This is a genomic window from Pseudoalteromonas sp. SCQQ13 (assembly GCF_015864415.1).
Lineage (GTDB): Bacteria > Pseudomonadota > Gammaproteobacteria > Enterobacterales > Alteromonadaceae > Pseudoalteromonas > Pseudoalteromonas nigrifaciens.
Genome location: NZ_JADYXG010000008.1, coordinates 36446 through 56528, shown reverse-complemented (window position 1 = coordinate 56528; position 20083 = coordinate 36446). Strand labels below are relative to the sequence as shown.

At 40.9% G+C, this 20083-nt stretch carries 16 protein-coding genes; 9 read left to right on the top strand and 7 right to left on the bottom strand.

Annotated features, from left to right (window positions below):
- Nucleotides 1-87: 87 nt before the first annotated feature.
- Genes I6F41_RS08205 through I6F41_RS08195 form a run of 3 tightly spaced genes read right to left on the bottom strand, consistent with a single transcriptional unit; the run spans nt 88 to nt 4781 of the window.
- Nucleotides 88-3087: a TonB-dependent receptor plug domain-containing protein gene (locus tag I6F41_RS08205; protein ID WP_231613466.1), complete on the bottom strand. Its 3000-nt coding sequence runs from the start codon at nt 3085-3087 to the stop codon at nt 88-90.
- Between the two features lie 45 nt (nt 3088-3132).
- Nucleotides 3133-4209 (bottom strand): FecR family protein, encoded by a 1077-nt coding sequence (locus I6F41_RS08200; protein ID WP_011328500.1) that lies wholly within the window; start codon nt 4207-4209, stop codon nt 3133-3135.
- Nucleotides 4206-4781: an RNA polymerase sigma factor gene (locus I6F41_RS08195; protein ID WP_011328501.1), complete on the bottom strand. Its 576-nt coding sequence runs from the start codon at nt 4779-4781 to the stop codon at nt 4206-4208. Before I6F41_RS08195 ends, I6F41_RS08200 begins: the two co-directional genes overlap by 4 nt.
- A gap of 273 nt (nt 4782-5054) precedes the next feature.
- On the opposite strand from I6F41_RS08195, the gene I6F41_RS08190 reads away from it, so the two are divergent.
- Nucleotides 5055-6071, top strand: a complete 1017-nt coding sequence (locus I6F41_RS08190; protein ID WP_011328502.1) for a hypothetical protein — start codon at nt 5055-5057, stop codon at nt 6069-6071.
- 184 nt (nt 6072-6255) lie between these two features.
- On the opposite strand, the gene I6F41_RS08185 is transcribed toward I6F41_RS08190, so the two are convergent.
- The 3 genes from I6F41_RS08185 to I6F41_RS08175 all read right to left on the bottom strand — a co-directional run bounded on the left by I6F41_RS08185 (nt 6256) and on the right by I6F41_RS08175 (nt 9543).
- A complete protein-coding gene (locus I6F41_RS08185) occupies nt 6256-7155 on the bottom strand; it encodes a c-type cytochrome (RefSeq protein WP_192531811.1) in 900 nt (299 codons plus the stop codon).
- Complete coding sequence (locus I6F41_RS08180) at nt 7148-8506, bottom strand: cytochrome c (protein WP_197108128.1); 1359 nt, start codon at nt 8504-8506, stop codon at nt 7148-7150. The genes I6F41_RS08185 and I6F41_RS08180 overlap by 8 nt, the downstream gene beginning before the upstream one ends.
- A 152-nt stretch (nt 8507-8658) precedes the next feature.
- Nucleotides 8659-9543, bottom strand: coding sequence for a LysR family transcriptional regulator (locus I6F41_RS08175; RefSeq protein ID WP_011328505.1), 885 nt, complete (start codon nt 9541-9543; stop codon nt 8659-8661).
- 119 nt (nt 9544-9662) lie between these two features.
- Here I6F41_RS08175 and I6F41_RS08170 point away from each other — a divergent pair, with 119 nt between their 5' ends.
- The 8 genes from I6F41_RS08170 (at nt 9663) to I6F41_RS08135 (ending at nt 18566) form a co-directional block, all read left to right on the top strand.
- Entirely contained in the window at nt 9663-10313 is a 651-nt protein-coding gene (locus I6F41_RS08170) for a peroxiredoxin-like family protein (RefSeq protein ID WP_179807298.1), read from the top strand.
- Nucleotides 10313-11074 (top strand): haloacid dehalogenase type II, encoded by a 762-nt coding sequence (locus I6F41_RS08165; protein ID WP_041454475.1) that lies wholly within the window; start codon nt 10313-10315, stop codon nt 11072-11074. The genes I6F41_RS08170 and I6F41_RS08165 overlap by 1 nt, the downstream gene beginning before the upstream one ends.
- A gap of 223 nt (nt 11075-11297) precedes the next feature.
- Nucleotides 11298-11906, top strand: a complete 609-nt coding sequence (locus tag I6F41_RS08160) for a PilZ domain-containing protein (protein ID WP_011328508.1) — start codon at nt 11298-11300, stop codon at nt 11904-11906.
- Nucleotides 11907-11963: 57 nt separating this feature from the next.
- A complete protein-coding gene (locus I6F41_RS08155; RefSeq protein WP_197108126.1) occupies nt 11964-13019 on the top strand; it encodes an agmatine deiminase family protein in 1056 nt (351 codons plus the stop codon).
- Nucleotides 13016-13909 carry a carbon-nitrogen hydrolase gene (locus I6F41_RS08150; RefSeq protein ID WP_011328510.1) on the top strand — a complete coding sequence of 298 codons (894 nt, stop codon included), beginning with the start codon at nt 13016-13018 and terminating at the stop codon, nt 13907-13909. Before I6F41_RS08155 ends, I6F41_RS08150 begins: the two co-directional genes overlap by 4 nt.
- 61 nt (nt 13910-13970) lie before the next feature.
- The gene (mfd, locus tag I6F41_RS08145; protein ID WP_197108124.1) at nt 13971-17444 is read left to right on the top strand and encodes a transcription-repair coupling factor; all 3474 of its coding nucleotides are present in this window, start codon (nt 13971-13973) and stop codon (nt 17442-17444) included.
- A complete protein-coding gene (locus tag I6F41_RS08140; RefSeq protein WP_197108122.1) occupies nt 17444-18280 on the top strand; it encodes a peptidoglycan binding protein CsiV in 837 nt (278 codons plus the stop codon). The genes mfd and I6F41_RS08140 overlap by 1 nt, the downstream gene beginning before the upstream one ends.
- Before the next feature lie 31 nt (nt 18281-18311).
- The gene (locus I6F41_RS08135; protein WP_011328513.1) at nt 18312-18566 is read left to right on the top strand and encodes a hypothetical protein; all 255 of its coding nucleotides are present in this window, start codon (nt 18312-18314) and stop codon (nt 18564-18566) included.
- A 50-nt stretch (nt 18567-18616) separates the two neighbouring features.
- Here the strand turns inward: I6F41_RS08135 and I6F41_RS08130 are convergent, their stop codons facing one another.
- Nucleotides 18617-19984 (bottom strand): hypothetical protein, encoded by a 1368-nt coding sequence (locus I6F41_RS08130; protein WP_011328514.1) that lies wholly within the window; start codon nt 19982-19984, stop codon nt 18617-18619.
- Nucleotides 19985-20083: the final 99 nt, after the last annotated feature.

Below are 20083 nucleotides of genomic sequence, written 5' to 3'. Positions count from 1 at the left end.
AGCTGAGTTCAGGTTAAACAATTAAAAAAGCCCAGCATTCTTAAATGCTGGGCTTTATATTAAGTATAAAAATGGGAGTATCTATAATTAAAAGCGGTATTCTGCACCTAGGTAGTAATACGCACCGTTAAAGCCAAATGGGGCTGAACGGCGAGAGTATTTAAATACCCCTGGGCTGCTTACAATGGTATTGCCTTGGGCATCTACAATAGTACCAGTACGTGAATTACCTATGGTATTTTCATCTGGGTAGACATCAAATAAGTTATTTGCGCCAATATTTACCGATAAGTTCTCAGTTATAAAGTAATTTACTTTAACATCAGTTAATATTTCGGCACCGTAAGTCTGGCGGCCGCCATCTTCTACTGTGTACTCACCAAAGCGATTAAGTGACAAATTAACTGTCCAGTCATCACGTTGATAAAGCGCACTTAAGTTAATGCGATCCTCTGGTTGCCATTCTTCAATAATCGAAATTTCTTGGTCAGAGAACACGTCCTCAACCGGTACTGTTTCTAAACCTGAACCTGCCGGGGTAAATAACGACACCACATCGGTTTTAGTAAAGTTAGCTGCTAAGGTAAAATCAAGCGTACCGCCTAACCCTTCAGTGTTCCAGGTAGCAACAAAGTCAATACCTTGCGTTTCTGTATCAGCACCATTTAAGAAAAACTGACCCGCACCAGCACCTGAGCTTATTAATGCAGCGTCAAGACTTGGCGATAACCCTTTACCTAAACGATTACTAATAACTATACGGTCGTCTATATCAATTGAGTAATAGTCGAGCGTTACGTTAATGTTGTCTGTTACGTTATACACTATACCTAAGCTGCGGTTTTGCGACTTTTCTTCTGTTAATTTTGGAATACCTAAGCTTTGCGCTAATGTTGAGTCGTTTCTAAAAGTACCGACTTCTTCGGCAACTAAGTTGCCAGTAACATCGTCAACAACAAATTGAGTACTGATATTATTAAAATACAGCTGCTGCATTGACGGCGCTCTAAAACCTGAGCTTAATGCACCACGCAGTGATATATCGTCAGTAATCGACCAGTTACCCGCTAGTTTAAAGTTAACCGTATCACCAAAGCCTTTATAATTATCGTAGCGCAGTGCGCCCGATAAAATAACGTCTTCAATAATATAGGTTTCAGCATCAAGGTAGAACGAAATCACATCACGCGACTCATCAACCGATGACATTGGCGATGAACCACCAAAACCTTGCGTGCCGCCCGAAGCATCTTCGCTACCAACGCCACCGCTTAAACCGTCGTATATACTTACGCCGTTATTAGTGTCGTAATCTCGGTATGCGTATTCGCTGCCTTCTAAAATGCGATACTCATCGGTGCGAATTTCTGCGCCCATAGCGAGTGAGTAATCATCAAAATTTTGAGTAAAATCTAAATTAAGCGTTTGTAGCGATAATTCCATACCGTAAGCATAGGCTTCACGCGGAATAGTGGCGCGAATATCAGCAGCGCTTAAGCCTTGGTCGTAGCGTAAAAAGTTAGCGTACGAGGCGTTAATTGTGTCACTGGTAGTGTAATCAATACTGTTTTCACCATAGGTGTACGATAAGTCTAAGCTAGCATCGTTATCAAATTGCGTTTTGTAACCAAAGTTATACGAAATATCGTCGATAGTGGTGTTAATTTTTGGCAAAAAGCCAGCCTGAATTGTCGCATCGTTATCTTGTAAAACCGTATTACCGCCACCGTTGGCATTGTGCCTGAAAAACGCTGCCGACTCGTTATCGCGCGTTGAATAAGTAATAAAACCGTATAGTTCGCCATCACCTAACTCATAACCTGTGCTTACAATTAAGCCAAATTGTTGTGAGTCGGCATCGCCTATTCTAAAGGTATCTCTGTCGGCTGTTAGCTCTCGCGGATCGCCCGCTACTAAAGTGCCGTCATCAAGTGTTGTACAACCATTAAATTGGCAAGAGCCATGTAAACCGGCACGGTTAGTTGGCGCACGATCACGGTAGTTAAGTGTAGTATTTACGTAACCTTTATCACCTAAAGCAAAACCCTTATTAAAATCAAGGTTTATCGTTTCACCATCGCCTTCTGAATATTGGCCATAGTTAATTGCGGCTTTACCACCTTCGCTACCATCTTTGAGTACTATATTAATAACACCCGCTATGGCATCTGAGCCATATTGCGCTGCAGCACCGTCACGCAGTACTTCAATGCGCTTAATTGCCGACGCCGGAATAGCATTCATATCGGTACCCGCTGTACCACGACCTACTGAAGTATTAATATGAATAATACTGGCTTGATGGCGGCGCTTACCGTTAATAAGTACTAATGTTTGATCTGGGCCTAAACCACGCAGTGTTGCTGGGCGAAGGGCGTCGGTGCCATCACTAATTGACGAGCTTGAAAAGTTAAACGAAGGCGCAATTGACTGCAGCATTCTGCCCACTTCTGTTTGCCCTGTATTCTCTAGTGCTTCTGCACTTAAAATATCAACCGGAACAGGTAAATCTTCAACTGAACGACCTGCTACACGACTCCCGACAATGGCAATTTTTTCTATTTTTTCTTGGGCAACATCTTCAGCAGCATTAACGCCCTGAGTGTTTGCAGCAAGTAATGCAGGCAATATTGCTGCACTAACGCCTGAAAGCTTCATCATGTTGTTATTTTTCCTATTGATTTGTTTGAGTTTTATACTCAGTAAACCATTTTGATCAACAACCGCATCGAGCTTAGTGTCACCTAACAGTGCCTCCAGTGCATCTAATTGGGTGTAAAAACCATAAAGCGAATTTGCATTATATTGTTTAGCTAACTCATAAGAAAACACCACGGTTTGCTCTGTTTGCTTAGCAAATTCTATTAAAGCTTTGTCTGCTCGCTGCGCTTTTATATCAAATTGCACCATTTGCCCGGTAGTTACTGTGGCTAAAACATTCAAGCTAAAAAAAGCCGATGCAAGCACACTCAAACTACACAATAAATGCGTTTGGTTACTGCGCAACTTATATAAACAGTTGGCAAACAAAAATCCTCTATAGGTTTTATTCTTTTTATTAATATATTTTTTACTTTGCATGTTCATAATTGCAACTTAATCCAACATTAGCATGATTTTAGGCGCTGCTATTTATGACTTAGTTTGACGTTTAAGGCTAACTACGTGCTCACCTAAGCGTTCGTGATCAATCGAAAAATTTGTTTTTAAACTTTCAAGTAGCCCAGCAACATCACCCGCCTTAAATACCCCTGCAACTTTAATATTCGCAAGCTCTGCCGATGAAAGCTCAAACCGAGTAGCGGTATAACGGCTAACTTCATTTAAGGCATCGCTTAATTGTTCTCCGTTAAAAATTAGCATGCCATTTTGCCACGCTAAATCTCGTTGCACATCGTCAGCAGAGAGGCGTTTAATAGGCGCTGTAACACTTTTTTCTATAATTGCTTTTTCGCCCGAAAGTACAATGTTTGCGTTTATTTTTCTAATTTTTTGGGTGCTGTTATCGGCTAGTTGATAGGCTTTAAAATCGTTAGCATCTACAGCTACACTCGGATCAGTGATCATCACTTTTCCTTCGGTTACCACTAATTCTAAATGAGATGAGGTATTGCGCTGCACATTAAATACAGTACCTAATGCTGTAAAGCTTTTATCACCTGCCATCACACTAAATGGCCGCGTAGCATCTTTAGCAACATTAAAACGCCCTTCCCCTCTACTCAGTAATAACTGTCTGCGCCCTTTACTATAGGCAACCTCTAATAGGCTATTGGTATTAAGTTGCACTATGGTGCCATCGGGCAGTACGTAAGTGGCTTGCTCTCCCACCTTGGTTTTATAAATTTTAGTATAATTAACTTTCGCTAGGGCTTGGTTATAACCAGTCTCTAAATTAACCAATAAGTAACTGCAAATCATTAACGCAGCAAATAAGCTGGCCGCGATACCATACGAAAACACCCATTTACTTTTTTCCTCGGTATTGTTTTTATGCGGAAATAAAGTGCTTAACTCGTTTAATACGCTCAGTTCGTCCCACAACTTAGCGAGTTCGTAAACGGCGTCTTGGTGTGCATTACTTTGCAGCATCCATAATTTAAATTGCTCTTTTTCAACCTTGTTTAAACCGCGATCTATCGCGCTTATCCAATTAGCTGCTGTTTCTAAAATTAAATCTTTTGGTGTAAATTGATGAATATTACTCATTTTGCCACACTCACTATAGTTGGCTTTTGAGCAGCGGTGTCGTGCTTTTTATACTGCTCATTTTCATCCTGAGAATGCTCTCGCATGTATAGCATGGTTTGTAGTAACCCTTTTGCAATATGTTTTTCTACTGTGCTTTGACTTAACTGTAGTTGCTGGGCAATTTCTTTTTGGCTCATACCGTACACTTTTTTTAATATAAAACACTTACGAACCGTCAAGCTTAGTTGCTCTGTTGCCCGACAAAACAATAAAAAACGCTCTTTCGAGGTGTACTCGTCCTCTAGTTGTATTGATTTAAGTAACTTTGGTAATTCATGATCATCACAAAGGGAGTCGCTAAATTTATTATCCCATTTAGCAATATGATTAAGGGCAAGGTGTTTAGCAGTTTTGAGCATGTAACTACGCGTAAATTGAATATCTTGTTTTAAATCAGCTTCGTAGCTTTTAATAAAGGTTTCTTGCACTATATCTTCTACGTCGTCAGGTAACACTATTCGTGAAACAAAGCGGCGTAAATGAGTCGATAACTCTGTAAATGTAGTGGCTAATTTGAGTCCTCGCGCCATCCTTAATTTCATCCCTTATTATTGTATAAACCTAAGTTTGTTAAGATGACTAATTTTAACGTTAATTACAAGGTAAATTGTTAATCCGCGGTTATTTTTTCGTTGCGTTAAAAGTCTCTTTATATGTTATTAAAACAGTAATAAACCTGCATTTTGACCTAGGTCATGCTTTAACTAAATAACGTATTAGCAAGTTCGTGGTGCAACAACTAAAAAGCTATAATATGCAAAATTTATCTCGCTTGAATGTAAGCAACCTAAGGGAGTTTTGTGGTGTTTAATAAAACAAGTTTAAGTGTTTCTGTATTATTAGCAGCAAGTGGATTGCTTGTTATTAGTGCACCGGTGAGCGCATCGCAAACCACGTTATCGAGCCAAGTATTTGCGAATTTTAGTAATATTCAAATTGACGATCAGCACCAGGATATTGAAGATTGGCAACTTGATGTAAAACGCTTTTATCTTAATTTAGATCATCAATTTAATGATGACTGGTCATTAACAGTGACCACAGATGTGCAGTGGCAACGCCAGCAAGACCCTACCGACATTTGGTTTCGTCATGCTTATATAAAACGCAATTTTAATCAAGGAAGTACGCTTAAAATTGGTGTTGCTGAACTGCCATGGATTGATTACATCGCACGCCGTGTAGGGTATCGTTATGTTGATCCGAGCTTAACGCCAAAAAACAAATTAGCCGGTCCAACCGATTTAGGTATTCATTATGGCCATAAATCGGCGCACTTTTCGTACGCTGTATCGGCTATTACTGGGGGTGGTTTTCAAAAGCCAACTGTGGGCGATCGAATTGATTTAGAAGCATCGGCTGTGTGGCATATAAATAAACAATTTGATTTTGCTTTAGGTGCCTATCAAGGTACACGCGCACTTGATAAAGACGAGGCCGAGAAAAATCATACTGCAGAGCGTTTCAATGCAGCGCTAAGTTACCTGCATCAAGGGGTACGTTTTGGCGTTGAATATGTATATAACGACAACTGGAACCAAGTTAACAAAATACCGCAAGACGCTAGCAGCGGCTGGGGGACCTGGGCAAGTTATGCTTTTAAACCGGGTTACTCTGCATTTGCTCGGTACGATACAATCAACCCTAATAGACGTTTAAACGCTAGTTTAGAACGTGATTACATACAACTAGGTGTTGATTATAAGGCAACTTCTTATTTAACGCTGGCGCTTGTTGCTAAGCAAAGTAATATTGATAGTGCAACAGTTGAGCGAACTCAAAATGAAGTAGGTATATGGTCAATGTGGAATTTTAAATAATCTGAGGTAATGGTCTTAATTCAAATATTAGGTTTATGTTATGCCAATAAAAATGCGCCAAAACGGCGCGCTTTTTTGTACTACTCTAGTATACACAGAGTAAATAATCTGAGTTTTAACTAAGTACATTGCAGCAATAAAAAACCGCTTAACCTTGTTAGCTTAAGCGGTTATGCATACTGTATTAATAACGAGAATCAGCGGGATTATCCATACCTGGCCAATCGTTTTCTTTACCTGCAAAGTCTGGACGTGGCTTTTTAGTAAAGTATTCCACAACATCAACAACCTCTTGCTCTGATAAAGTGATCTGCCCAAGCGGCGCTTCACGACTCACACTCAATGGCATGTTATGAATAACAAATGCACCTGCTCGAGAGGCTCGTGCCATACCTGCCCCAATGTTAAATGAGTCATCGCCCCATAATGGTGGGAAAATATAATCACCAAATTGATCTTTTATCCCCTCGCCATCACTGCCATGACAAGTACCGCATTGCGCTGCATAAACCTGTGCACCGTTATTTGCGTTTGCTGTATATTTGCCTACTTTAAAAAACTCTAGGCTAGTTAGCTTAACGGTATTGCCCGGTGCCACATCACCACCCAACCATTTCATATAAGCATGCATACCTTGCATTTCTGGCGAATCTATTGGGATTGGTTTACCATTCATCGAACGTTGAAAACAGCCGTTAATACGCTCGTTTAAATCAAGTACGCGTTGCGCACGCGGATTAAAGCGCGGATAGCGATTATAAGTATTTATATAGGGTGCCCCCAACTCTCGTTTACCTTGCCCCATATGGCAACTATTGCAATTGAGCCCGTTACCTACATTATCGGGCAATAAGCGCGCCGTTTCGTTAAGTAAGCGCATACCGTATAAAATAGCCTCTTCATCTTTGTGGCCTACTACATCGGTAATTTTAGGAATGGTAAATTGATCAATCACCTTACCTTCGGCATCAATTACATCGTAAGTTTTTGCATCAGGCGCATCATAAAAACGGCTTTCATAGCCCATGTAAGCAGCAACCGAAATTACAACTACAAGCACGCTTATCCCTAGTAACTTATTCATTTTCTATCTCCTTTGCGGGTACATAATGTACCGGAGCATGGTCAACTACACGGCGCATAGTCGCAACATCTCGAGTTGAAATATGGCTGCCATGATTGCCCCAACTGTTGCGAATAAAGTTTAAAACATCGGCTAACTCTTGGTTTTTTAAATGATAAAACTCAGGCATAGTAAATGTCATTACATCGTGCGCGGTTGTTGCCATTTCACCCCCTGCTAAAGTGACTTGAATTAACGAACTGGGATCTTCTGCAAACACAATAGAGTTACCAGCCAATGCTGGAAAAATACGTGGTGCGCCTTTTCCATCTAAACGATGACACGCGGCGCACTGCTCCATATACAACAAAGCACCAGAGGCCGAAAAGTCACCTGCCCGCAATGCACTTGTAGTGGTATCTGCTTTTGACTGCCAATTTTTTTCATACCCAGGGCGCGGTGCTAACTGATGCAAATAGCTAGCAATAGCGTTTAAATCTTTATCAGTAAAGTACCGCGTACTATGCGCCACTACATCGGCCATGCTGCCAAATGCGGCAGTTTTGTCGGTACGTCCTGTTTTTAAAAATTCAACAATATCGGCTTGTTTCCAGGTTGCTAAGCCTAACCCTTCATTACGTAAACTTTTAGCATACCAGCCCTCCAGTACTGAGCCTGATACAAACTGACCCGATGCATCATCTGATAGCGCCTTTTCTTGAAAAGCAATACCACGTGGCGTATGGCACGCACCACAGTGAGCTAATCCCTCAACTAAATAGGCACCCTGATTTTGCTCAGTCGTTAAATTGGGGTTAGCTGTAAAGCTACGCGCTGGTGAAAATAATGCATGCCACCATGCTAATGGCCAACGCATACTTGCAGGCCATGGAATGGTTGTTTGTTGATTTTGTTGCTTTACTGCGCTAACGCTTGACATAAAATACGCGTACATTGCCTCTATTTCAGCATCATTTACTATTTTATATGACACAAAAGGCATAGCAGGATAAAGCGGTTGGTTATCTTGGCGAATGCCTTTTCTAACTGCACGTTCAAAATCGGCATAGCTATAACTACCAATGCCTGTTTCGATGTCGGGAGTAATATTTGTAGAATAAATAGCCCCCATAGGTGTTTGCATGCCTAAGCCACCCGCAAAATGTTTTCCGCCGGGTGCCGTATGGCACGCAATACAGTCAGCAACTCGTGCGTAGTATTCGCCCTGAGCAATGAGCGTTTGATCGTTAATATCTACTTTATGTGTTGCAGCTAAAGGTGGTGCTAAAGTAATAGGAATGAGCTTAGCGCCCACAAAGGCAAACACCAAGAGTGCAATACCTACTAACACAATGTACGTCACTTTTTTCATTGTTAAATTTAATCCCTCAAAGAAATAAAACGGCCAATAAGCCTGAGGGAGATAATAACAACAATAAAATATTCTCAAATGAGTATAAGAACAAAGGTTGATCTAACGCATGCGCTGCTCATAATAAAAGCGTCATGCAACCGCTTATATAGTTAGCATGCAACAAATAATGACTTTATAAAGTTAAAAAACACCTCAGTTTTACGTGTGGTTAAGCTGTTTTGTGGCCGTAAAAACCATACTGGTGCGTCGCTTTGCGCCATTACACCGGGCATAACTTCAACTAAGGTGCCATTTGCAAGCTCTTCACCAATTGCTATTTTTGATTTAATTGCAATGCCATGCCCAGCAATGGCAGCTTGGGTCATGTTATCTGAGTTTGAAATAGTAAAGCGGGTTTTAGCATTAAAACTGTGGATTTTGCCTTGCTCGTCAAATAATTTTAATTGCTTTTGCCACGGCAAACATACCCAATAATGCGCCGCAAGCTCGGTTAAATTACTTGGCATACCCTGTTTATTTATATAGCTAGGCGCTGCACATAACACACGGCTATTATTGACTATTTTACGCGACAACATGCCAGAGTCGTTTAACTGCCCTACTCTTATAGCCACATCTTGAGCATCATCAACCACATTAATAAAGTGGTCCGTAATTAAAAAGTCGAGTTTTAATTGAGGATATTCACTTTCAAACTCGCTGAGCTTAGGCATAACATACTTAGAAAAAATCCACGGTGGCATAGTTACCCTTAGCAACCCACTCACAGTTGAGCTGCGAGCACCTATACTATGCTCTGCATCGTGCAGTGCCTCAATAATAGCGCCCACACGCGTGTAAAACACCTCTCCTGCAGGCGATAAACGTACTCGCCGACTATCCCTAAAGACTAAAACAGTAGACAACTCTCGCTCTAATTTACTAAGGCGATGGCTCACTGTTGCTGGCGATAAACCTTGCTCGCGCGCAGCGGCAAGTACACCTTTATTCTCTACTACGGCTATAAAAGTTTCTAAATCACTTATGTTATACATAAAAAGCTACTTTGGGTTTTCAATGTTTAATATTTTCGAATGAAGCTTTCACTTTTGCAATCTATATTTAAATAACTAAAACTATATAATCTAACGTAACTTAATTATTGAGGTTATATATGAGTTTAAAAGCGCAAATTGACGCCTATAACGTGCAAAAAGAAGCAAAGCTCCCTGCAGATGTTTTAGCACTAATGAATACGACAAACGCAGAGCTTATTGCCCAGCACATTAAAGATAATGCATTACAGGTAGGGCAAAAAGTTACCAATTTTAGCTTGGCTAATCATCAAGGGAACACGGTTGAACTTGCGACATTATTAAAACAAGGCCCAGTAATTATTAGCTTTTACCGTGGTGGCTGGTGCCCTTATTGCAATTTAGAGTTAAAAGCCCTGAATGATTACTTACCACAATTTAAAGCGCAAAATGCACAGTTAATTGCCATTTCACCACAACTTCCTGATGAAACACTGTCAACGGCGCAAAAAAACGACCTTGAATTTGATGTACTTTCAGATGTAAGTAATAAAATAGCCAAGCAGTTCGGTTTATTGTTTACACTCGATGAGCGTATTCAAGCGTTATATACCGAATTTGGTATTGATTTTGAGCACTACTACGGCGATAAAAGCTTTCAACTACCACTACCGGCCACTTATGTTATTAATCAACAAGGTGTGATCACTTACGCATTTGTAACTGAAGACTACACCCTACGCGCTGAACCTTTTGATGTATTAAACGCTTTAAAATCTGAGAGTAAATAATGTCTGTATTAACATCCCTAAAAACCCTAACCCTTTCATTAATTTTAGGCGCAAGCCTATTATCTGGAGATACTATGGCCGAACAAACCTCAAATAAACCTAAAGTGTTAATTTTTGACGTTAACGAAACACTCCTTGATCTAGATTCAATGCGCGCTTCTATAGGCGAAGCACTTGGTGGGCGAGAAGATTTATTACCATTGTGGTTTTCTACTATGCTACACCACTCGTTGGTATCAACTGTAATTGGCGATTACCAAGACTTTGGCCAAATTGGCGTAGCGTCATTATTAATGGTGGCACAAAACAACAATATTAATATTACCAGCGAGCAAGCAAAAACCGCGATTGTTACACCATTGTTAACATTGCCCCCACACGCAGACGTAAAAGCAGGTTTAGCTGCATTAAGAGCACAAGGTTATAAGCTGGTTAGCCTAACAAACTCTTCAAATAAAGGCGTACAAGCACAATTTGAAAGCGCTGGTTTAACCCATTATTTTGACGAGCGCTACAGCATTGAAGATATTAAAGTGTACAAGCCTGACTTACGTGCGTACCAATGGGTACTTAAAAAACTTAATGTAAAACCAAATGAAGCCATGATGGTTGCAGCACATGGTTGGGACGTAGCCGGCGCAAAAGCAGCCGGTTTACAAACCACTTTTATTGCACGCCCAGGTAAAGCACTTTACCCACTGGCTAAAAAACCAGATCATGTTGTAAAAAACTTACATGAGTTAACCGAGCTGCTTAAATAACCTGATGTAATGGTCTCCTCCCCATACGGCATCTATGTGCCATGATTAAAGTGGTAAAAATTAATCAATACCCAGCGGCCAATGTTAGGATAACGTTGGCCGTTTTTTTATATTTATAAAATGAATATAAATAAAGTATTCAAGCAGTTATTCAAAAAACATATATTCTAGTAATTTAGCACTAAGGGCGCTATTATTACTTAAATGTGTTGCGGAGAGTGCTATGAACAGTCAAAGATTAAGTGAGTTTGAACAATATTTTCAAATTGATGAAAGTAACCGTGTAAACCTATACATAGTTGATGATAACGCCGTTCCAAAAAACCTTACCCAGTTAGACGCAGACATTCCCCCTTTATTTAAACTCGCTAATGAAGTAAGTAGCTTAGAGCAAAGCGCGCTTGGACCACTGCGTAATTTAGGTGATGTTGCCCAAGAACTAGCAGTTTTTTTACAAGCGCAATCACGTAAAATAGACTTAATAATGAGCCATGTTCTCGCCTCAGAGCAAAGCGAAGATAACGCTATTTATTGCGATAGTTATGGCGGCGGTGGCGTAAAATTTACAACAGAGGATGTTTATTCTTTAGGGCAAAAATTTCGGACTAAACTTTTTTTACACCATGAAGCGTCAGCTGTTTATTGCTATACCGAAGTCGTTGCAATTAAAAAAATCGATACCGAGCATTACCAATACACTTTACTCTTTATAGCCATAAGAGACAGCGACCAAGAACTAGTCGTTAGAGCCAGTTTGCATGCGCAAACCCGACAACTAAAAAAACGCCAGCAATTAGAGCAATCACAAAACATGCAAGCAGATGATAAATAGCTGACATGTACACTCAAACTGCTAAACTAGCGCTACCTTAATTTGTATCAATTACTCATGAATTTTAGACTTTTACCAGAATGGGCCGAGCAAGACGCTGTTATGCTAACTTGGCCGCATAAAAACACCGATTGGGCTGAAAACTTAGCACGCGTTGAGCCTGTGTATGTAGCGCTTGCAAAACATATTACCGCAGTTCAACAGTTAGTTATTGTAGCGCACAGTGAGCCTGTAAAAGAGCATGTTATTGCGCTATTGCACGCCGCCAATGTCCCCTCAAACTGTGTTCACTTTGTAGTTACACCAACAAATGATACATGGGCACGCGATCACGGCCCCCTTACTTGCGCCGCTATAAATAACCCTAATCAGCTTAAAGTGTATGATTTTACCTTTAACGGTTGGGGCAATAAATTTGCAAGTAATTTAGATAATCAAATAAACCGTGTTTTAGTCAATGAGCTTAGCGATACAAATAATGACTACCAAGCAGTAGATATGGTGCTTGAAGGCGGTGGCATTGAAATAAACGAACACGGCGTATTACTTACTACCAGTGAATGTTTGCTCAATAAAAACCGCAACCCAAATTTAACCCCAAGTGACATTGCAACACTGTTAAAACAGCACTTAGGAGCAACTGACTTTTTATGGGTTGACCATGGTTATTTAGCGGGCGACGACACCGACAGTCACATAGACACGCTAGTTCGCTTTGCACCAAACAATACTCTTGTTTATGTACAGTGCGACGATAAAACCGATGAGCATTACAACGCGCTGCATGCGATGGAAAAACAGCTTCAAGGCTTTAAAACTACCGATAACACCCCATATAATTTAATTGCCTTACCTTGGCCCAAAGCAGTGTATGACGATGAGCAAACACGTTTGCCTGCCACCTATGCTAACTACTTAATTATTAATAATACGGTATTAGTACCAACGTACGATGATGTAAGCGATAAGCTCGCCTTAACGCAAATTCAACAAGCGTACCCAGAGCACACAATTGTGGGCATTAATTGCCTACCTATTATTGAACAATTTGGCAGTTTGCACTGTATAACAATGCAACTCCCACGTAGATTTTTAACTGGAGCAGCTCAATGACCAGCCCTGCAAAATTAACCGTTGCACTCGTACAACAAAGCAATAGCGATAATGCTGAGCAAAATATGGCAAAGTCGATTGCCGCAATTCGTGAAGCAGCCAACAAAGGCGCTAAATTAGTTGTGCTGCAAGAGCTACACCGTAGCCTGTACTTTTGCCAAACCGAAGATGTAGACGTGTTTGATTTAGCCGAAACCATTCCAGGCCCAAGCACGCATACTTTAGGTGAGCTGGCAAAAGAGTTAAGCATTGTAATTGTGGCGTCGTTATTTGAAAAACGTGCTACCGGCCTTTATCACAATACCGCTGTAGTACTTGAAAATGACGGCAGTATTGCCGGTAAATACCGTAAAATGCATATTCCCGATGACCCTGGTTTTTACGAAAAATTTTACTTTACTCCAGGCGATTTAGGCTTTGAGCCAATTCAAACCTCAGTAGGTAAATTGGGCGTATTAGTATGTTGGGATCAGTGGTTTCCTGAAGCTGCACGCTTAATGGCAATGGCCGGTGCTGAGCTACTTATTTATCCAACTGCAATAGGCTGGGATCCGCGTGATGATAGCGATGAACAAACCCGCCAAAAAGATGCGTGGGTTATTAGCCAGCGCGCCCATGCGATTGCCAATGGTGTACCGGTAATTAGTTGTAACCGCGTTGGAGTCGAGCAAGACCCAAGTGAGCAAAGCGAAGGGATTCAATTTTGGGGGAACTCTTTTATTGCAGGGCCACAAGGTGAATTACTTGCTGAGGCTAATAATACTGACGAGCAAATTTTAGTAATTGAGCTTGATCAACAGCGCAGCGAAAACGTAAGACGTATTTGGCCGTATTTACGCGACCGCAGAATTGATCACTACCAAGACTTAACAAAAATTTACCGCGATTAAATAAAATTACTTGGCCCTTATTACATAATAAATTAGGGCCAATTTATAAATGGAGTAATAAATGGCGTTTGAGCAATGGGCAGCCTTGCCTTGGGTGAAATCTCAAAAAGATAAAATTCAATGGGGGCAACTTAGCGGCAGCGGTTTAAGCATTGCTATTGCTGAGGGTGTAAAACAACAAGACAATTTAGTATTAATTGTAACCCCAGACACGCCAAGCGCCCTGCGCCTTGAAACCGAGCTAGAATATTTATTGCCCGACAACCCGGTAATGATATTTCCTGACTGGGAAACCCTGCCTTACGACCACTTTTCTCCTCATCAAGATATTATTTCTGCCCGTTTAGCCACTTTAAATACGCTCAAAAACGAGCAACAAAGTGTTTTAATTGTCCCTGTTTCTACCTTAATGCTGCGCACCGCCCCGGCTTCGTTTATTTATGGGTCCACAATTAACTTTAAGGTGGGTGATAAGCTCGATACTCATAATTTCAGAAATAATTTAGAACAAGCGGGTTATTTAAACGTACAGCAAGTAATGGAGCACGGCGAGTACGCCATTCGCGGCTCTATTGTCGACTTATACCCTATGGGCAGCCCGCATCCTTTTAGACTCGACTTTTTTGACGACGAGCTCGACAGCATTCGTTTATTTGATGTTGAAACCCAGCGCTCAGATGAAAAAGTAGATAAAATTGAACTGCTCCCGGCACACGAATTCCCCACTAACGAAGCCGACATTGAACGCTTTAGAATAGCGTACCGTGAGAAGTTTGGTGCCAGCGCGCAGCAAGATTCTGTTTACATGCAAGTGAGTAAAGGTAATTGGCCCGCCGGTATAGAATATTATATGCCACTGTTTTTCGAGCAACTGGCCACTATTTTTGATTACCTACCTGAAACCACAACGGTAATGCAGCTCGGTGATTTAGAACATGCCGCCGATAATTTTTGGCATGACGTAAACGTGCGCTATGAAAACCGCCGCGTAGACCCACTGCGTCCATTATTAGAGCCAAGCGCGCTGTATCAACCCATTAATGAATTGTTTGCTAATTTAGGGAATTATGCGCGTATTCGCTTATCTCAAGCAAAACTAGGTACAAAAGCAGGCAATAAAAATTTAACTGTTAGTGAATTACCTGTTATTCGCATTGATCATAAACAAAGCGAACCTTACGGTGCGTTTATAAACTATGTAGCGGCGCAAAAAAAGCACAAAGGCCGTATTTTACTAAGCGTAGAGTCGGATGGCCGGCGCGAGTCATTACTGGGAGTATTAAAACCTAGCGGCTTAAAGTTTAAAGAATTTACTAGTTTTGAGCAGTTTACAAAAAGCCAAAGCGATGTTGGCCTAATTGTTAGCCCACTGGAGCAAAGTGTTGTATTAGGTACTAAACCTAGTTTATCTATTATCACCGAACAAGAACTGCTTGGCATAAAAGTATCGCAGCGCCGTCGCCGTAAGCATAAATACCAAGCCAGCCAAGATGCACTAATTCGTAACTTAGCCGAACTTAAAGAAGGCCAACCTATTGTGCATCTTGATCACGGCGTTGGTCGCTATCAAGGTTTGCAAACCATAGATGCCGCAGGCATTACCACTGAATTTGTTACCATTACTTACGCCAGTGAAGCAAAATTGTATGTACCGGTTTCGGCGCTGCATATGCTAAGTCGTTATTCGGGCGGCGAAGAAGCCAGTGCACCACTGCATAAACTTGGCTCAGATGCATGGGACAAAGCTAAAAAACGTGCTGCTGAAAAAGTGCGCGATGTAGCCGCTGAATTACTTGACATTTACGCTCAGCGCCAAGCAAAACCAGGTAATAAATTTACCCTTGATGCCCCAGCTTATCGCCAATTTAGCGACAGCTTTCCGTTTGAAGAAACCGACGATCAACGCAACGCCATAGAAGCCGTATTAGGCGATATGCAGTCAAAACAAGCCATGGACCGTTTAGTGTGTGGCGATGTAGGCTTTGGCAAAACCGAAGTCGCCATGCGCGCCGCATTTGTAGCTGTTAACGATAACAAACAAGTAGCTATTTTGGTGCCTACAACATTACTTGCCCAACAACACTTTGAAAACTTTAAAGACCGTTTTGCCGACTTTCCTATTGAGGTAGGTGTACTGTCGCGTTTTAACTCACCTAAAGAGCAAAAAGACACGCTTGAAAAAATGGCCAACGGCAAGCTCGATATTGTCATTGGTACTCATAAACTGATCCAGGCTGATATTATATTTAACGATTTAGGCTTATTAATTGTTGATGAAGAACATCGCTTTGGGGTGCGCCAAAAGGAGAAGATTAAAGCGCTACGCGCCGATGTCGACATACTCACTTTAACTGCAACGCCTATCCCGCGTACCTTAAATATGGCCATGAGCGGTATGCGCGACTTATCTATTATTGCCACTCCACCTGCAAAGCGTTTAGCAGTAAAAACCTTTGTGCGTCAACGCGATGTAGAATTAATACGTGAAGCAGTACTGCGAGAAATTAAACGCGGTGGCCAAGTTTACTTTTTACATAATAACGTAGAGACAATTGAGCGCGTAGCACAAGAAATAAGTGAATGGGTGCCCGAGGCAAGCGTAACCAGTGCACATGGGCAAATGCGCGAGCAAGAGCTTGAGCAAATAATGGCTGACTTTTACCACCAAAAATACAACGTATTAGTGTGTACCACTATAATAGAAACCGGTATTGACATACCAACTGCTAACACCATAATTATGGATAGAGCCGACAAACTAGGTTTAGCGCAGTTACATCAATTACGTGGACGTGTTGGTCGCAGCCATCACCAAGCTTATGCCTACTTATTAACAGGCGATCCTAAAGCTCTTTCTAAAGATGCAAGCAAACGCTTACAAGCAATAGAGTCATTAGAAGACTTAGGCGCAGGTTTTGCACTAGCAACCCACGATTTAGAAATTCGTGGTGCGGGTGAGCTTTTAGGTGATGATCAATCAGGACAAATGCAAACCATTGGCTTTAGCTTATACATGGAAATGCTTGAACAAGCAGTAAAAGCATTGCGAGAAGGCAAAGAGCCCACCCTTGAAAACCTCTTGCAAAAACAAACTGAGGTAGACTTAAAGCTACCGGCTTTATTACCCGATGATTATATTTACGATGTGAACGCACGTTTAGGTATGTACAAGCGCGTTGCTAGTTGTGCTAATGTTGCCGATATGGACGAATTGCAGGTAGAATTAATCGACCGCTTTGGCTTATTACCCGACGCGGCTAAAAACCTCTTTAGCCTGCAGCAATTAAAAATGCGAGCAAGTGATTTAGGTATAACAAAAATTGAGGCAAACCCGAAAGGTGGTTACTTTGAATTTAGCCAAAACACTAAGGTTAATCCTAGCTTCATCATAGGCTTGATACAAAGTGCACCGCGCGTGTACAAAATGGATGGCGCAAATAAACTGCGCTTTGTTATTAGCGAGGCAAATGCCCGCGAACGCTTGAAAATGGTCACTGCAATGCTTGCAGATTTCGAAAAAAAGGTTAGCCATTAATGTTGCTAAAAAAATCGCTTATTATTTTATGCTGCTTATTTAGCAGCACCGCAATTGCTGAGCGCTGGTTTGAAGTAGAAGTGCTGGTATTTAAACAACGCCCTGCTCCGTACTTACAAGAAGACTTTAGCCTTAAAAAACCAGCTATTGAAGATAAAAACACACTTGATTTACTCACCCCACTTTACACTGAGCAAGCTATGCAAGCGTGTATTGATGGCGATACACGCTTTGAAAAACGCTCTTTTACAGATTCTTTAGTTAACTCAAAACAGCAATCTGGGGTGTGTGATAACAGTATTGATTATTTAAAAAGTTATGAACACCTACCGGTAACACCGCTTGTAGCTGCACAAGATACAATGCAGCAAACATACCTTTTAGCACCAACACAACTGCAATTTAACAGCCAACGCCAAGCCCTAGAGCGCAAAGGGTTAACGCCACTATTACATACTGGCTGGCGTTTTGAAGGGGCAAGTAAGTCGCGTGCACCTAGCATGCATTTAATCGCTGGTGAGCATATTAAAAGTGCAGAGCCTAGCGCCCCAAGTTATGCAAACCCAGACTTTATTAGTTTGGTTAACTCGCAAGATTCCTTTTTTAATGCACCTAAAGAACCCACTATGAAGTGGGAACTCGACGGTTTATTTAAAATACATTTACGCCATTATTTATACATAACCGCTAATTTCGATATTAGCCAAAAGCACGATAGTGGTGAAATAGAAGCCGCTCGTTTTTCACAATTTAGACGAGTAATAAGTGAAGAAATACACTATTTTGATCACCCTAGAATGGGGATGATCGTCCAAATTAGAAAATTCAAACATTAATATGATGTTATTTAACACATAGGAAATAACAATGAAAAAACTCCTGATTATTGCAGCAACGCTAAGCCTAGCAGCATGTTCTAAAGTAAATGTAGAGAACTACGAAAAAATAAAAATTGGTATGGATAAATCAGAAGTCGAAGTTTTTTTAGGAAGCGCTGATAACTGCGTAGAAAAAACACTGCATACCAACTGCGTTTGGGGTGACGATGCTAAAAATATCGAAGTTATACTCGTATCAAACAAAGTAACTTTATTTACCAAAAAAGGGTTAGCGAACAACTAACGCTAACCCTTTAGAGGAATAACATGGGATGTAACCGGTTACAGCCTTTGTTATTCCTGCTTAGTACCGTCATCAGAGTAAATAAGTTCAATATTAACTATTTTACTGCGGTTCATGGTTATTTTATAACGCTGATACAGCTTTTTATCTCGCTCGGTTAGCACTAATACCATATTTAATTGATAACGCCGCTCTACAGCCTGCTTAGAAACCTTATTACTCTCAAGATGATATAACTTACCCTCACCTTTTTTAAGATAGCGAGAAAACGGCGCAAGGCTAAACTGCAGTGTTTGATGCAAACTATCGTAACCTGGTAAAAACTCTCGGGCATTTACACGTGTTTCGCTTGCAAAGTGTAACCACTGTGCAGCGAGCTTATTTTGTTGCCGGCGTTTGGAGAAAATAGCACGGACTTCTTTTGGAATATTTTTAAAGCGCGTATATTCTAACCAAATAAGCTGGCTCGCAACTTTGTCTTTGGTCACGCTATTTTTAAAAACAAACCGCCACTTAGGCCGCCCACGTACAATAGCGCGCCAAATAATTCGGGTTATATCTTCTTTAAATATTTCGCGAAGGCCATAAATAAGCCCCAATATTAAGATTAATGTTGCAGTAACTTCTGTAAAAGTAGCGCGTGCGTTGAGTATAACTATCATCACTAACGCCATAATTACAGCGGTTACCGAGCCCTTAACTAAACGTTTTAAATAACTATTAAGGTAGCGAGTTTGGCGGTTTAAAATTACACCATGTTCAATTAAACGCTGCAATAACCGCATTTTATTAGTAATGCGGTTTGCATCTTTAAGGGTTGATTCTGAATTATATTGTTGCTCTTCGCGATAGCTGTTTTCTGACTTACAAAAGTTAACTAAGTCGTTGCGCTCTTTTGCATAGTCACTACTGCGTGGTCCTTCATCGAGCAGTTTTAAAAACGACTGCTCTATTTGCCAACTAAGGTAGTTATCGGCATTGGTGTAAAATGAAATTAGCTTTTCATCTTCAGGGGTATAACGTCTTAGTTTTCTTAATAAGCTTTGGCTTTGCTCGCACAGCTCACCCGCCCGTTGATAAAATTCATCAGGGTCTTCTATTTTGAGGGTTTCTTTAATATCTGCATCAATAGCCAAGCGCACCTGATAACAATACAAATTGAGGTTTTGTCGGTAATCTCGCTGCTCACCTTTGTTTTTACTTACAAAACGGCTTCGCACTAGCGGTAGGTGAATATTATTGGCGTTATAAGCTAAATAAGATTTAAATTGATTATTAAAATAGGATTCTTCACTAAGGGTTTGTGCATTCACGCCCATTTCGTTGGGAATAGAAAAGTATAAATCAAGGCGTTGCTCTGAGCGTTGGCCCAGCTGCGGTTCAATAATAAAAGATAAATTCTCATCTTGCTTTAACAATTAAATCTCCTTGTAATATAGCTCCTTAGTGTACTTGCCTGAAGTATTTTGTTCAATAAAAAAGGCCTAGTAAAAACTAGGCCTTAAAATATTTATGGT

What these genes read in the sequence shown, in the direction of transcription:
- I6F41_RS08135 (WP_011328513.1), top strand. Translation starts at nt 18,312, where the DNA reads ATGAAAAAACTCCTGATTATTGCAGCAACGCTAAGCCTAGCAGCATGT.
- I6F41_RS08200 (WP_011328500.1), bottom strand. Translation starts at nt 4,209, where the DNA reads ATGAGTAATATTCATCAATTTACACCAAAAGATTTAATTTTAGAAACA.
- I6F41_RS08155 (WP_197108126.1), top strand. Translation starts at nt 11,964, where the DNA reads ATGAATTTTAGACTTTTACCAGAATGGGCCGAGCAAGACGCTGTTATG.
- I6F41_RS08175 (WP_011328505.1), bottom strand. Translation starts at nt 9,543, where the DNA reads ATGTATAACATAAGTGATTTAGAAACTTTTATAGCCGTAGTAGAGAAT.
- mfd (WP_197108124.1), top strand. Translation starts at nt 13,971, where the DNA reads ATGGCGTTTGAGCAATGGGCAGCCTTGCCTTGGGTGAAATCTCAAAAA.
- I6F41_RS08140 (WP_197108122.1), top strand. Translation starts at nt 17,444, where the DNA reads ATGTTGCTAAAAAAATCGCTTATTATTTTATGCTGCTTATTTAGCAGC.
- I6F41_RS08205 (WP_231613466.1), bottom strand. Translation starts at nt 3,087, where the DNA reads ATGAACATGCAAAGTAAAAAATATATTAATAAAAAGAATAAAACCTAT.
- I6F41_RS08185 (WP_192531811.1), bottom strand. Translation starts at nt 7,155, where the DNA reads ATGAATAAGTTACTAGGGATAAGCGTGCTTGTAGTTGTAATTTCGGTT.
- I6F41_RS08150 (WP_011328510.1), top strand. Translation starts at nt 13,016, where the DNA reads ATGACCAGCCCTGCAAAATTAACCGTTGCACTCGTACAACAAAGCAAT.
- I6F41_RS08180 (WP_197108128.1), bottom strand. Translation starts at nt 8,506, where the DNA reads ATGAAAAAAGTGACGTACATTGTGTTAGTAGGTATTGCACTCTTGGTG.
- I6F41_RS08170 (WP_179807298.1), top strand. Translation starts at nt 9,663, where the DNA reads ATGAGTTTAAAAGCGCAAATTGACGCCTATAACGTGCAAAAAGAAGCA.
- I6F41_RS08195 (WP_011328501.1), bottom strand. Translation starts at nt 4,781, where the DNA reads ATGGCGCGAGGACTCAAATTAGCCACTACATTTACAGAGTTATCGACT.
- I6F41_RS08165 (WP_041454475.1), top strand. Translation starts at nt 10,313, where the DNA reads ATGTCTGTATTAACATCCCTAAAAACCCTAACCCTTTCATTAATTTTA.
- I6F41_RS08160 (WP_011328508.1), top strand. Translation starts at nt 11,298, where the DNA reads ATGAACAGTCAAAGATTAAGTGAGTTTGAACAATATTTTCAAATTGAT.